The sequence below is a fragment of the Natrinema salinisoli genome, assembly GCF_020405205.1.
GTDB lineage: Archaea > Halobacteriota > Halobacteria > Halobacteriales > Natrialbaceae > Natrinema > Natrinema salinisoli.
On the sequence record NZ_CP084469.1, the window covers coordinates 2,155,619 to 2,167,944 of the forward strand.

13 protein-coding genes are annotated in these 12,326 nt (G+C 64.5%); 7 read left to right on the forward strand and 6 right to left on the reverse strand.

All coding sequences use genetic code 11. The annotated features are described in order from the left end of the window. Positions 1–3: 3 nt before the first annotated feature. From LDB05_RS10685 to LDB05_RS10695, 3 genes are all read right to left on the reverse strand, one after another. Positions 4–672, reverse strand: a complete 669-nt coding sequence (locus LDB05_RS10685) for a DUF502 domain-containing protein (protein WP_226003978.1) — start codon at positions 670–672, stop codon at positions 4–6. A 103-nt stretch (positions 673–775) separates the two neighbouring features. Next, entirely contained in the window at positions 776–2,062 is a 1,287-nt protein-coding gene (gene gdhB / locus LDB05_RS10690; protein ID WP_226003979.1) for a glutamate dehydrogenase GdhB, read from the reverse strand. A 63-nt stretch (positions 2,063–2,125) separates the two neighbouring features. Then, positions 2,126–3,307, reverse strand: coding sequence for a M24 family metallopeptidase (locus LDB05_RS10695; RefSeq protein ID WP_226003980.1), 1,182 nt, complete (start codon positions 3,305–3,307; stop codon positions 2,126–2,128). A gap of 206 nt (positions 3,308–3,513) precedes the next feature. Here LDB05_RS10695 and LDB05_RS10700 point away from each other — a divergent pair, with 206 nt between their 5' ends. Beyond that, positions 3,514–4,059, forward strand: a complete 546-nt coding sequence (locus LDB05_RS10700) for a CDP-2,3-bis-(O-geranylgeranyl)-sn-glycerol synthase (RefSeq protein ID WP_226003981.1) — start codon at positions 3,514–3,516, stop codon at positions 4,057–4,059. A gap of 71 nt (positions 4,060–4,130) precedes the next feature. Here the strand turns inward: LDB05_RS10700 and LDB05_RS10705 are convergent, their stop codons facing one another. Next, on the reverse strand, positions 4,131–5,090 hold the full coding sequence (locus tag LDB05_RS10705) for an alpha/beta hydrolase (RefSeq protein ID WP_226003982.1): 960 nt from the start codon (positions 5,088–5,090) through the stop codon (positions 4,131–4,133). Positions 5,091–5,274: 184 nt separating this feature from the next. Here LDB05_RS10705 and pyrE point away from each other — a divergent pair, with 184 nt between their 5' ends. The 4 genes from pyrE (at position 5,275) to LDB05_RS10725 (ending at position 9,551) form a co-directional block, all read left to right on the forward strand. After that, entirely contained in the window at positions 5,275–5,799 is a 525-nt protein-coding gene (gene pyrE / locus LDB05_RS10710; RefSeq protein WP_226003983.1) for an orotate phosphoribosyltransferase, read from the forward strand. A gap of 195 nt (positions 5,800–5,994) precedes the next feature. Then, positions 5,995–6,408, forward strand: coding sequence for a DUF7344 domain-containing protein (locus LDB05_RS10715; RefSeq protein ID WP_226003984.1), 414 nt, complete (start codon positions 5,995–5,997; stop codon positions 6,406–6,408). Positions 6,409–6,740: 332 nt separating this feature from the next. Continuing rightward, positions 6,741–8,684, forward strand: coding sequence for a threonine--tRNA ligase (gene thrS, locus LDB05_RS10720; RefSeq protein WP_226003985.1), 1,944 nt, complete (start codon positions 6,741–6,743; stop codon positions 8,682–8,684). A gap of 84 nt (positions 8,685–8,768) precedes the next feature. Then, positions 8,769–9,551, forward strand: a complete 783-nt coding sequence (locus tag LDB05_RS10725) for a YihY/virulence factor BrkB family protein (protein WP_226003986.1) — start codon at positions 8,769–8,771, stop codon at positions 9,549–9,551. A 32-nt stretch (positions 9,552–9,583) separates the two neighbouring features. On the opposite strand, the gene LDB05_RS10730 is transcribed toward LDB05_RS10725, so the two are convergent. Then, positions 9,584–10,207 carry a DUF6498-containing protein gene (locus LDB05_RS10730; protein ID WP_226003987.1) on the reverse strand — a complete coding sequence of 208 codons (624 nt, stop codon included), beginning with the start codon at positions 10,205–10,207 and terminating at the stop codon, positions 9,584–9,586. 151 nt (positions 10,208–10,358) lie between these two features. On the opposite strand from LDB05_RS10730, the gene LDB05_RS10735 reads away from it, so the two are divergent. Both LDB05_RS10735 and glmS read left to right on the forward strand, forming a co-directional pair. Further along, entirely contained in the window at positions 10,359–11,069 is a 711-nt protein-coding gene (locus LDB05_RS10735; protein ID WP_226003988.1) for a phosphoribosyltransferase family protein, read from the forward strand. A 193-nt stretch (positions 11,070–11,262) separates the two neighbouring features. Further along, the gene (glmS, locus tag LDB05_RS10740) at positions 11,263–11,709 is read left to right on the forward strand and encodes a methylaspartate mutase subunit S (protein ID WP_226003989.1); all 447 of its coding nucleotides are present in this window, start codon (positions 11,263–11,265) and stop codon (positions 11,707–11,709) included. 123 nt (positions 11,710–11,832) lie between these two features. On the opposite strand, the gene LDB05_RS10745 is transcribed toward glmS, so the two are convergent. Beyond that, positions 11,833–12,267, reverse strand: coding sequence for a universal stress protein (locus LDB05_RS10745; RefSeq protein ID WP_226003990.1), 435 nt, complete (start codon positions 12,265–12,267; stop codon positions 11,833–11,835). Between the last annotated feature and the right edge of the window lie 59 nt (positions 12,268–12,326).

A 12,326-nucleotide genomic window follows, 5' to 3' on the forward strand; every position in this document is an offset into this window, starting at 1 on the left:
TCGTCATTCCTTGTCCGTCGATCCATCGCCGGACGTATCGAACGGGACGGTTCGCGTTCGATCCTGCGGGCGTTCGGAGTCGCCGAACCCCCCACTCAGAACCCGTGCGAGCACCTCCTCGACGGATTCGTCGGTTTCGATGACGCGATCGGCCTCGGCTTCGACCACGAATCCCGAGGAGACGTTCGGTGCCGTCGGAATGAAGAGCACGACTCGCCCGTCGCTGGTGGTGTGTCCGGTCTTGAACGCCGGCATGTGCGTGCCGTCCCAGCTCCGCACCTTCACCGGTTCCTGCAGCGCCTGTTCCTCCCCGATCGTCGTTTCGGCGGCGATTTTTGATGCGTTGTAGAGGACCCGCAGCCCCGGAACGCGGTTCGCGACGCCGTCGATGCTCCGCGCGAAGATATCGCCGATCGTCGTCCGGGTCAGGACGCCGATCGCCACTGCCATCACGAAAAGGAAGGTCAGCGAGACGCTGATTTGGAGGACGCGGATGACGAACACGCGAGTCAGCTCGTTGCCGATGACCCCGCTCAGCATGTCCGGGTCGAACAGGACCGCCGGCGTGAACCCGAGCGCGAGCACGTAGGCCCGGTAGACGACGTACAGCGTGACGAGTATCGGTCCGAGAAGGATCAGTCCGCTCGCGAATACCCGTTTCCACGACGCCATTATCGGAGCATGTGACCGGCGGGACATGAGCCCTTCCCTTCTCCGTGCCCGCTCGCGGAACCGATAGCGACCGCCGGTTCGTCCTGTCCGTGGCTCTGACCGACTACGGCCAGAGTCCGCGCGTCTCCTTCGCCTCGGCGATTCGGGAGAGCGCGACCACGTAGGCGGCGTCGCGCCACGTCAGCCCCGCCGCGTCGACTTCCTCGCGGACGTCGTCCCAGGCCTCGAGCATGTGCTCCTCGAGTTCCTCGTTGACCCGATCGAGGGTCCACTGGCGACGGTTGATGTCCTGGAGCCACTCGAAGTAACTGACCGTCACGCCGCCCGCGTTCGCGAGGATGTCGGGGATCACCGGGACGCCGCGCTCCTCGAGGATGGTGTCGGCGGCGAAGGTCGTCGGGCCGTTCGCGCCTTCGACGACGATGTCGGCCTCGATCGCGTCGGCGTTGTCCGCCGTGATGACGTTGCCGACGGCGGCCGGGATCACCACATCGACGTCGAGTTCGAGGATGTCCTCGTTGTCCAGCGTCTCCGGGGCGTCCTGTTCGAGCACCGCGCCGGGCGCTTCTTCGTGGGTCGGAATCGCGTGCGTGTCGAACCCGTCGGGATCGTAGATCGCGCCGTTGACGTCGCTGACGGCGACGACGGTCGCGCCCCAGTCCTCGAGCAGGCGGGCCGCGTTGGCACCGACGCTGCCGAACCCCTGGACGGCGACCGTCGTGCCGGAGACCTCGCGGTCGTAGTACTGGATGGCTTCGCGTGCGGCGATCGCTGTCGAGCGGCCGGGTGCCTCCTCGCGGCCGTACGAGCCTCCGATGACGGGTGGTTTGCCCGTAACGACGCCGGGGATCGTCTCGCCCTGTTGCATCGAGTAGGCGTCCATGAACCAGGCCATCGTCTGGGCGTCGGTGCCCATGTCCGGCGCGGGGACGTCCTTCGTCGGCCCGACGGCGTCGCGCAACTCTTCTGCGAACCGGCGGGTGAGCCGCTCGGTCTCGTCTTCGCTCAGCGACTTGGGATCGACGGCGATGCCGCCCTTCCCGCCGCCGAATGGGAGGTCCATCACCGCACACTTCCAGGTCATCCACATCGAGAGGCCGGTACACTCCTCGGCGCTGACCTCGGGATGATATCGGAGCCCGCCTTTGTAGGGACCGCGGACGTCGTCGTGCTGGGCGCGGTAGCCGGTGAAAACGTCGACGGAGCCGTCATCGCGCTCGAGCGGCACCGATACCTGCTGGACCCGCGTCGGGTGTTTCAGGCGCTCGACGACGCCGGGATCAACGTCGACGTGCGTCGCAGCTCGTTCCAACTGGCGGCGGGCGGTGACGAGCGCCGAATCGAGTTCGTCACCGGAGTTGCTCTCGGTTTCGGGCGATGGTGTTGTCATCGATGTGGTAGTGGTGTCGTAGTCGGATGTATTGCGGCGGTTGTATGGCCGGTATGGACTGCGCTACGTCGTGAACAGTTGCCGCGGGAACTCGGCCAGCGTCTCCGCACCGTCGCTGGTAACGTGGAACGTCTCGCTGATCTCCATGCCGATCTCGTCGGTCCAGATGCCGGGGATCATGTGGAACGTCATGTCCTCCTCGAGCACCGTCTCGTCGCCGGGGCGGATGCTCGCGGTGTGCTCGCCCCAGTCCGGCGGGTAGCCCAGCCCCATCGAGTAGCCGATGCGGTCCTCCTTCTCGAGGCCGTACTTCGCGATGGTGTCGCGCCACGCTTTCTCGACCGATTCGCAGGTGACGCCGGGTTCGGCGGCGTCGAGCGCGGCCTCGAGTCCCTCGACGACGATCTCGGCGGTCTCCTCGAGTTCGGCGGGCGGGTCGCCGACGAACGTCGTGCGGGCCAGCGGGGAGTGATACCGGTGGCGACAGCCGGAGAGTTCGATGATGACCGGATCGCCGTCCTCGAACTCGCGGTCGGTCCAGGTCAGATGCGGCGTGCCGGTGTGGTCGCCCGAGGGCATCAGCGGGACGATCGAGGGGTAGTCTCCGCCGTACTCCTCGGTCCCGGTGATCAGTTGTTCGTAGATCGCGGCCGCGGCCTCGTACTCCGGGACGCCCTCCTCGATGACGTCGAGCCCCGCCTGCATCGCGTTCTCCGAGATGCGGGCGGCCTCGCGCATGTACTCGAGTTCCTGCTCCGATTTCTTGATCCGGACCCAGCCGACCAGCAGCGTCGCGTCCTCGAACTCGGCCTCGGGGAGGTTCTGTTGCAATCGGGTGTAGGACTTCGCGGTGAAGTAGGCGGCGTCCATCTCGAGCCCGATCCGACCGTCGTCGACGCCCAGTTCCTCGAGGACGCCCGCGACGTAGTCCATCGGGTGGAGGTCGTACGGCGAGTGAACGTGGTCGTCGCTGTACGCGCGGATGCTCTCGTCGGCGAGGTGGGTCGTCGCGCGTGCCCCGCCGCCGTCCATGTCGCGGCCGATCCAGACGGGTTCCGCGCGGTCGGGCGTGACCACGACGGCCTGGTGGACGTAGAACGACCAGCCGTCGTACCCCGTCAGGTAGTTCATGTTCGCCGGATCGGCGACGACGATCGCGTCGAGCTCCTCCTCGCGCAGTCGCTCTTTCGTTCGAGCGACCCGCCGCTCGTACTCGGATTCGTCGAAAATATGCTCTCGTGGCATGATAACAGGGCCTCTACATGGGAGTCCAGCAGGAGTACTAAAAGTTTTTCGTGTATACTAGATACAGATATTGTTTACAATACGCGACCGTCTCGAGAGCGACCGGCGCGTATCGGGCGGCAGCCGCGAGCGCGCCGACTCCAGTCCCACGAATCTGCTCCCCCGAACCACCGGCGATTAAGACACGTCGGTTCGTCCCGAGCGATATGGCAATCCTCGAGACTTTCGTGATCGCGTTCTGGGCGATGTTGCCCGCCTACGTTCCCAACAACGCCGCGGTGCTGGCCGGCGGCGGGCGACCGATCGACGGCGGCCGGACGTGGGGGGAGAAGCGAGTGCTGGGCGACGGCAAGACCTGGCGCGGCACGGCGATGGGCGTCGCTGCGGGGCTCGCGCTCGCGGCCGTCCTCACCGTCCTCGAGCCGAGTGTCAGCGACGCCCTCGGCTTCGCCGTCCCCGCGTTCACGCCCCTCGCCGCGCTCGGACTCGCCGGCGGTGCGATGCTCGGCGACATCCTCGCGTCCTTTCTCAAACGCCGAACCGGCCGCCAGCGCGGTGCGATGTTCCCCGGCCTCGACCAGCTGGATTTCGTCGTCGTCTCGCTGCCGCTGGTCGCGCTGCTGGACCTCGAGTGGTTCCGCGAGTGGTTCACGCTCGAGGTCCTCCTCGTCGTCGTGGTGCTCACGCCGATCCTCCACGTGACGACGAACATGATCGCGTACAAACTGGGACTGAAGAACGAGCCGTGGTAGGTGCGTTTCGAACGAGCGCTCCGATCGATCGTCTCGCGAGAATCTTCGGTTCACGGCGACGCAAATAGTCCTCACTCGAGCGCCGCTTCGAGATCCGACACCGCGTCGTCGTGGGCCTCGTGGGCACGATCCAGGTCCACCGGCTCGGAAATCATGCCGAAGAAGCCGTGGATCACGTCGTCGTAGTGGTGGTACTCGACGGGGACGCCGTCGTCCTCGAGCCGCTCGACCAGACTCGCTCCGTCGTCGCGCAACGGGTCGAAGCCGGCCGTAATGACCGTCGCCGGCGGCAGATCCGAGAGATCGTGGGCCAGTTGGGGCGTCGCGTAGATGTTCCCCAGATCGATCTCGCGCTCGAAGCGGTGGTCGCGGAACCACTCCATGTCGTCTTTCGTGAGCATGTATCCCTCGCCGTTCTCCTCGTAGGCGTCAGTCTCCGTCACCTTGCCCGTACTGGGGTAGACCAGCAACTGATAGGCGATCTCCGGGCCGCCCTGATCCCGGACGAGTAAACTCAGTCCCGCCGTGAGGTTGGCTCCGGCGCTGTCCCCCGCCACGACGATCCGGTCGGGATCCGCGTTCAGCTCGTCGGTCGCGTCGGCCACCCACTCGAGGGCGGCGTAACAGTCCTGCAGTCCTTCCGGGAAGGGGTGTTCGGGCGCGAGGCCGTAGTCGACGCTGACGACGGGATACCCCGATTCGGCGGCGAGCTTTCGGCAGGTGTCGTCGTGGGTGTCGACACTGCCGATGACCCAGCCGCCGCCGTGAATGTACAGAATCAGCGGCCGGTCCTCGCCGTCGGTGTCGGGATCGTAGATCCGAATCGGCAGGTCGCCGTGCGGGCCGTCGATGGTCCGGTCTTCGACGGACTCGAGTTCGATGGCGGGCTCGTCGGTAACCTGCATCTCCTCGAACATCCGCCGAGCCTCCTGGGCCGACACCTCGTCGAACGACGGGGTGTCGAGGGAGTTGTAGAGCTCGAGAAACGCCTGCACGTCGGGGTGTGGTTCGTCCGCTCTGTCTGGTGTCATCGGACGGTACATTTGCCCGTGAAGACAAAAAGATACCTGCACGGGAACCGTAGCCGGCGGTACGGTCCGGTTCTCACTCGACGTGGGAGACCCGATCAACTGCCTGTCCGATCCGCAGTCGGTAACTCCCAGTCGGCAGCGCGTTCCACACCGCTTATTTCGGTTCGGTGCGCGCTGTCGAACAATGACGAATCAGGACCTCATCGACGCCCTTCGCGCGGCCGACGCCGTCCAGTTCGGCGAGTTCGAACTCTCCCACGGTGGCACGAGCGAGTACTACGTCGACAAGTACCTCTTCGAAACCGATCCCGGCTGCCTCGAGTTGATCGCCGAGGCCTTCGCCGAGCGACTCGCGACGGACGACAAACTCGGCGGCGTCGCACTGGGCGGCGTCCCGCTGGCGGCTGCGACCAGCGTCGCGGCGGGCGTTCCCTACGTCATCGCGCGCAAGCAGCGCAAGGAGTACGGTACCGGCAACCTGATCGAAGGGCAACTCGAGGAGGGAGAGGAGGTCGTCGTCGTCGAGGACATCGTCACGACTGGAACGAGCCTCGTCGAGGCCGTCGAGGCGCTCCGGGAGGCGGGCGCGACCGTCGAGCGCGCACTGGTCGTCGTCGACCGCGAGGAGGGCGGCCGCGAGAACGTCGAGGACGCCGGCGTCGAGATGGAGTCGCTGGTGACTGCCAGCGAGTTGCTCGAGAGTCAGTAGGATCGGACTCGAGCGGAAGCGACGAAGCGGCGCGTCGATATGTCTACGATCCAACACCGCGTCCGAATCGACCGGTCGACGTGCGTGCTATCGAGCCCGCCCGTTGTCACTCAGTTATTCAAAACAATAGGAGATCGTGAAAACATCACGTTTTTAAGACGTCTGGCGTCGTAAACGGAAATCGAGGGGCTAACTATGATCAGTGGCAATAACACGATCGTTCCCGACGACGGGACCGCGATTGACGATATATTCGACGCGTTGGCGGACAGGCATCGACGACGGTTGCTTATCGAATTACTGGACGGTGATCGACGGTACGTTTCGAAATTAACCGGCGTTTCCCGGGACCTCGCCGAAGCGGACGAGGAACTCCTTCGCAAATGCCTGTCAAATGAGGGACTCGTTTCACAGGCGGACGAGGAACTCCTCCTGAAACACCAGATTCACCTCCCCAAGCTGGCCGAGTACGGCTTCGTCGAGTGGGACCGAGACGAGCACGTGGTCACGAGAGGGCCACGGTTCGACGACGTACGGCCCGTTCTCGAATTCTTGGAGGGCCAGCAGAACGAACAGCACCTCGAAGAGATCGAGATATCTCCTCGATGAGTACTGAGGACGACACACCACGGCAGATCTCCGCTGCGGAGGGGCTCTCTTCCGGCCACTGAATTCGCTCTCGGGAGGCGTCTCCGAAACCGGTCGTCGGATCCGTCGGCGTTCGATCGCTCGAGAGGCGGTGACTCCGCCGCCCATCGGCCCCCATCACAACGCTTTTATCCGACTCGAGAGTAGCCGTAGCCACGATGGTAGGTGTCCGCTTTACAGGGGCGTTTGCCCGTTTCTAATTCCCACCTACCGCGTATTGTGTCGGCACGAGTCGGCCAGTGTGCGGAACGCGGATGCGGACACGCCACCGGATTTTCACCACAGCCACAGCCATGTCAGAATCAGACTCACAGGAGCAGCTAACGGTCGTACTGCCCGACGGATCCGAACTCGCGGTCGACGCCGACGCGACGGTCGAGGACTGCGCCTACGAGATCGGCCCCGGTCTCGGCAGCGACACGGTCGCCGGCAAACTCGACGGCGAGCTCGTCGCCAAGGAGGCGCCGGTCTACGACGGCGCCGAACTCGAGATCGTCACCGACGGCAGCGAGGAGTACCTCGAGGTCATGCGCCACTCCGCATCTCACTGTCTCGCCCAGGCCGTCGAGCGCCACTACGACGACGTCGACCTCGCCATCGGGCCGCCGACGGACGAGGGCTTCTACTACGACTTCGATAACCTCGATATCGACGAGGAGGATCTCGACAACCTCGAGGCCGAGATGGAAGCGATCATCGCCGAGGACTACGACATCGAGCGCGAAGACGTCTCGATCGAGGAGGCCGAGCAGCGGCTGGCCGACGAACCCTACAAGCTCGAGCTGCTCGAGGAGTTCGCCGACGAGAACGACACCGTGAGCTTCTACAAACAGGGCGAGTGGGAGGACCTCTGTGCCGGTCCCCACGTCGACTCGACGGGAGAGATCGGTGCGATCGAACTCCTCGAGATCGCCGGCGCCTACTGGCGCGGGGATGAAGAGAATACGATGCAGACGCGCATCTACGGCACCGCCTTCGAAGACGAGAGCGATCTCGAGGACTTCCTCGAGCGGAAACAGGAAGCCGAGAAGCGCGATCACCGCCGGATCGGCAACGAGATGAACCTCTTCTCGATTCAGGACGTGACGGGGCCGGGGCTGCCGCTGTATCACCCCGCCGGAAAGACCGTCCTCTCGGAGCTCGAGGAGTTCGTCAAGGAGCTGAACGAAGATGCGGGCTACGACTACGTCGAGACGCCACACGTCTTCAAGACGGACCTCTGGCACCGGTCGGGCCACTACGAGAACTATCAGGACGACATGTTCATCTTCGACGTGGGCGACGACGAGTTCGGCCTGAAGCCGATGAACTGTCCCGGCCACGCCGCCATCTTCCAGGATCACTCCTGGAGCTACCGCGACCTGCCGATTCGCTACGCGGAGAACGGCAAGGTCTATCGCAAGGAACAGCGCGGGGAACTCTCCGGGCTCTCGCGGGTCTGGGCGTTCACGATCGACGACGGGCACCTGTTCGTCCGCCCCGAGCAGATCAAGAGCGAGGTCGAGGAGATCATGGACATGATCACCGAGGTGCTCGACACGTTCGATCTCGACTACGAGATGGCCCTCGCCACGCGCCCCGAGAAGTCCGTCGGCAGCGACGAGATCTGGGACCGCGCGGAGGAGCAACTCGAGAGCGTCCTCGACTCCCACGGCCACGAGTACGAAATCGAGGAGGGTGACGGCGCCTTCTACGGTCCGAAGATCGACTTCGCCTTCGAGGACGCCATCGGTCGATCGTGGGACGGGCCGACGGTCCAACTCGACTTCAACATGCCCGAGCGGTTCGACCTGAACTACGTCGGCGAGGACAACGAGGAACACCGGCCGGTCATGATCCACCGGGCGCTCTACGGCAGCTACGAACGGTTCTTCATGATGCTCATCGAGCACTACGAGGGTCGGTTCCCGCTGTGGCTCGCCCCCGAACAGGTCCGCGTGCTGCCGATCTCCGACGACAACCTCGGCTACGCCCACCGCGTCGCGAACGAGTTCGACGACTTCCGCGTCGAGGTCGACGGCCGCGACAGTACGCTCGAACGGAAGATCCGTGCGGCCCACGACGATCGGGTCCCCTACCAGATCATCGTCGGCGACAACGAGGAGGAAGACGGCAACATCTCGGTTCGCGACCGCTTCGAGGACCAGGAGTACGACGTCGAGATCGAGGAATTCCGTAGTCACCTCGAGGCCGAGCGCGAGGAACAGCGGACGGAGCCGGACTTCCTCGCGAACTGATCGCGCGACCGCGCAGCGCCGCGATTGCCGTCCGACGGCGTCGGCCGCCCTGGCCACTTTGTCCGTTCCGCCCGTAAGCCCTCTATGGGGCGCCTGGGCGACCTCTTCGATCTCGCGACCGCCGTCGCCCGCGTGGTCGACGAGAACGACGTGAAGTATCCGGCCGCCGCGCTCGCCTACTACGCGTTCGTCTCGTTCATCCCCGTGTTACTGCTCGTGTTCGCGCTCGTCGGCGAACGGTTCGCCGGGCGCGTCCACGCCGTGACGCCGCGCTTTCTCACGCTCGAAGCCCAGGTACTCGTCTACGAGGCGATGACGGAAGCGTCCGGCCGAACCGGCGCGGCCCTGCTCGCCGTCGGCGTGATCGGCTGGAGCGGGGCGAACGTCGTCGTCACGGTCCTGACCGTCGTCGAGCGGGTCGAGGACGTTCCCGATCGACCGCTCCGCGACCAGATGCGCGATGCAGTGGCCGTCCTCGGCTCGCTCGTGCTCGCGATCAGTTCGATCGTGCTCGTCAGCGCGGTGTCCGCCCAGCTGCCGTTCTGGGTGGGGACGCTTCTCGGCTTCCTGGTCTTGCCTGTCGTGCTCACCGGCGCGTTCTTGCCGCTGCTATACGTCCCCTCGCGCGTCCTGGACTCGCCGATCGGGGCACTTCCCGGCGCCGTCACCGTCGGTGCCGGGTGGACGATCATCCACTATTCGGTGCAGTTCTATATCCTCAACGCCGGCCGATACGCCATCTACGGCGCCCTCAGCGGGGTTATCGTCATCCTCACGAGTCTCTATCTCGCGGCAGTTGTGCTCCTGACCGGCGTCATCGTCAACGCGACGCTCGCGGGCGACGTCGGCCGCCCGTCCGTCGCGTGATTCGCGAGCCCCGGGTCACCGATCGTATCACATCACTCGCCCTCGCTGACGCGGTGGTGTTCCTTCAGGTGCGCCCTTAGGTCGATTCCCGTCTTGCACATGACCAGCAATAGGAGTCCCAGCACGGGCGATCCGAGCACCTCGACGATCAGAACGCCGAAGAGGAGGGTGACGTGAAGGGCGAGCACACGCCGATACGGCTGCCAGAGAAGTTCGTCCACCGTGACAGTCCGGTACTCGCCGCGACCGATGAAGTTCTGCGCGAACGACACGCCGTGACTGGCGACGAGGCCGACGGCGCCGACGAGGTACCACCGGCTGGTGACCGCCTCGATGGCCGCCGGATCCGGCGTCACGAACAGCGAGAGTACGAATCCGCCGTGACCGGCCCAGAATATCCCGTAGTGGGCCGCGAAGAACAGGATGAGCGCCAGGCGCCCCACGTACTCCCGTAGCAAGCTCTCGGGCTTCTCTTCGACTTGAACGAGGAGCATTTTGGGCGCGTTCCAGGCGCCGATCACACCGTTTTCGAGCCAGTACAGCAGTAGGAGAGCACCGGCGTTCCAGCCCAGCAGCGCCACACCGGCTAGGGGAACGAGGTTGGCAGCGACTAAGGCGACCACTGCACTCCCGCTGGAGTCCCGCAGATCGAGCAATTCAACGCCGGGAAAGCGGCTGACAGCAATTTATTCATATATTTATTTTAATGTAATAAATTGCCTTCGATCGTGTAGTTCACGGATGTGACCATCTCACGCAGAGGGAACATCGATGTATTCATAATTGTGTATCTGTGGATATTCCCTTATGAACAGAGCCGAGAAGGCAGCCCTCCAGTTGCGAGCGGTCGACGTGTTGCGGATGTTGAAGGAAACGCGGACCTACGACGAACTCGCCGAGACGACGGGGCTTCCGGCGGGCGATCTCAACCGATACGTCAACGGGCACGTCCTTCCCGGAGCCGACCGCGCGCGCGAAGTTGTCGACGAACTCGGTCGCGAGGCGCTCGCGGAGGAACTCGATGCCCGTATCAGCGTCGACGACGAGGGGTACGTCGACAACTCCGCAAGCGTCTTCGACCAGCCGTTCCTCGACCTGGCCGCCCCGGTCGTGGCCAACGGATTCGATTTCGATCGGCCGGACGTCATCCTCACCGCCGCGACCGACGGCATCACGCTCGCGGCCGCGCTCGCGAGTTACTACGGGGTTCGCTGTGCCTACGCGAAAAAGCGAAAGGAGACCGCCGTCGAGGATTTCATCGAGGCCCGCCAGCGGCTACAGTCCGGGATCGAACTCACCTACTATTTGCCCGCCTCGGCCATCGATCCCGGCGAGTCAGTCCTCGTCGTCGACGATCTCATCCGGTCCGGCGAGACGCAGGAACTCCTGTTGGACATCGTCCACACCGCCGAGGCCGACGTCGCCGGCGTCTTCGCGCTCATCGCGGCCGGCGAGGACGGGATCAAGCGGGCCCGCGAACGTACCGACGCACCGATCGGCTCGCTCGTCAGCGTCTGACCGACCGACTCGCGGCTCGATCGTTTGCGGGACGATCGAGTAGGGATCTCTCTCGAGAGTGGACGAATGACCCGTCAACCAGTTCGTCCGCCAAAACGTGCCGAAAAATCGCACGACGCGGACCGTGCGAATCATTAGCACATTATTAATCATTAGGTTTATGGTGGTCCCCCCAGTTTGTGGTGGTACGCACATGACGAAGACAGTCATCCTCGGCGTGATCGGGTCCGACGCTCACGTCGTCGGGATTACCATCCTGGAACAGGCGCTGGAGGCAGCCGGATTCGACGTCATCAATCTGGGGGTCCAGAGCTCGCAGGAAGAGTTCGTCGACGCCGCGTCCGCCAACGACGCCGAGGCTGTACTCGTCTCGTCGCTCTACGGCCACGCCAAACAGGACTGCGAGGGCTTCCACCAGCGGATCGCCGAGGCCGACCTCGACGTCACGACCTACATCGGCGGCAACCTCGCCGTCGGGCAGGACGATTTCGAGGAGACGCGGTCGTTCTTCCGCAAGCTGGGATTCGATCGGGTCTTCGACTCCGAGACCGATCCCGAGGATGCCATCGAGGCCCTGAAGGCCGACCTGGACATGCGCTCGACCGAGAGCGAACAGGAAGGCCAGACCGTTTCGGCCTGATTCGCGCCGCCGCTCGGCGTTATTCTCGCAGCGCGTCTCTCCCTGCAGGATTCTTCTCAGTAAAATCGCTGTTCAAGGCAGTACTCCCCGAGGGAGTTCAGCCCGCCAGCGTCGGCTCTCCGGTTATCGAACGATCGTCACCGGAACCGGCGATCGGCGGGCGACCGTCTCCGCGACGCTCCCGAGGAGAATCCGACTCGCGCCCGTCCGGCCGTGGCTCCCGACGACGATGTGGTCGACGTCGTGTTCGGCGGCGTAGTCGACGATCGACCGTGAGACGCCACCGACGACGTGTTCCGTTTCGATCTCGACGCCGTGTTCGGCAGCCTGCTCCCGTGCCGTCTCGAGAATCCCTTCGGCCCGGTCCTCGTGGTGGCCCTGTATCTCGTCGTAGTTCGCCATCGCGGTCCCCTCGATGCCGCTGACCGCGTAGAAGTCCCCCGGATCGAGGACGTAGAGCGCGGTGATCGTCGCCTCCGGATACTCCGTGCAGGCGAACTCGAGGGCTTCAGTCGACTGCGTCGAATCGTCGACCGCGACGAGAACGTGTTTTGCCATGGGTACCGATACGCCGGCCGCCGAAATAAGTCCACCTCCCGTTCCGACGGGACGGGAGC

Bases quoted from the DNA above. Each gene is read 5' to 3' on its own strand.
- pyrE (WP_226003983.1), top strand. From the start codon at position 5,275: ATGACGAATCAGGACCTCATCGACGCCCTTCGCGCGGCCGACGCCGTC.
- glmS (WP_226003989.1), top strand. From the start codon at position 11,263: ATGACGAAGACAGTCATCCTCGGCGTGATCGGGTCCGACGCTCACGTC.
- LDB05_RS10705 (WP_226003982.1), bottom strand. From the start codon at position 5,090: ATGACACCAGACAGAGCGGACGAACCACACCCCGACGTGCAGGCGTTT.
- LDB05_RS10725 (WP_226003986.1), top strand. From the start codon at position 8,769: ATGGGGCGCCTGGGCGACCTCTTCGATCTCGCGACCGCCGTCGCCCGC.
- LDB05_RS10685 (WP_226003978.1), bottom strand. From the start codon at position 672: ATGGCGTCGTGGAAACGGGTATTCGCGAGCGGACTGATCCTTCTCGGA.
- LDB05_RS10745 (WP_226003990.1), bottom strand. From the start codon at position 12,267: ATGGCAAAACACGTTCTCGTCGCGGTCGACGATTCGACGCAGTCGACT.
- LDB05_RS10700 (WP_226003981.1), top strand. From the start codon at position 3,514: ATGGCAATCCTCGAGACTTTCGTGATCGCGTTCTGGGCGATGTTGCCC.
- thrS (WP_226003985.1), top strand. From the start codon at position 6,741: ATGTCAGAATCAGACTCACAGGAGCAGCTAACGGTCGTACTGCCCGAC.
- gdhB (WP_226003979.1), bottom strand. From the start codon at position 2,062: ATGACAACACCATCGCCCGAAACCGAGAGCAACTCCGGTGACGAACTC.
- LDB05_RS10695 (WP_226003980.1), bottom strand. From the start codon at position 3,307: ATGCCACGAGAGCATATTTTCGACGAATCCGAGTACGAGCGGCGGGTC.
- LDB05_RS10715 (WP_226003984.1), top strand. From the start codon at position 5,995: ATGATCAGTGGCAATAACACGATCGTTCCCGACGACGGGACCGCGATT.
- LDB05_RS10735 (WP_226003988.1), top strand. From the start codon at position 10,359: ATGAACAGAGCCGAGAAGGCAGCCCTCCAGTTGCGAGCGGTCGACGTG.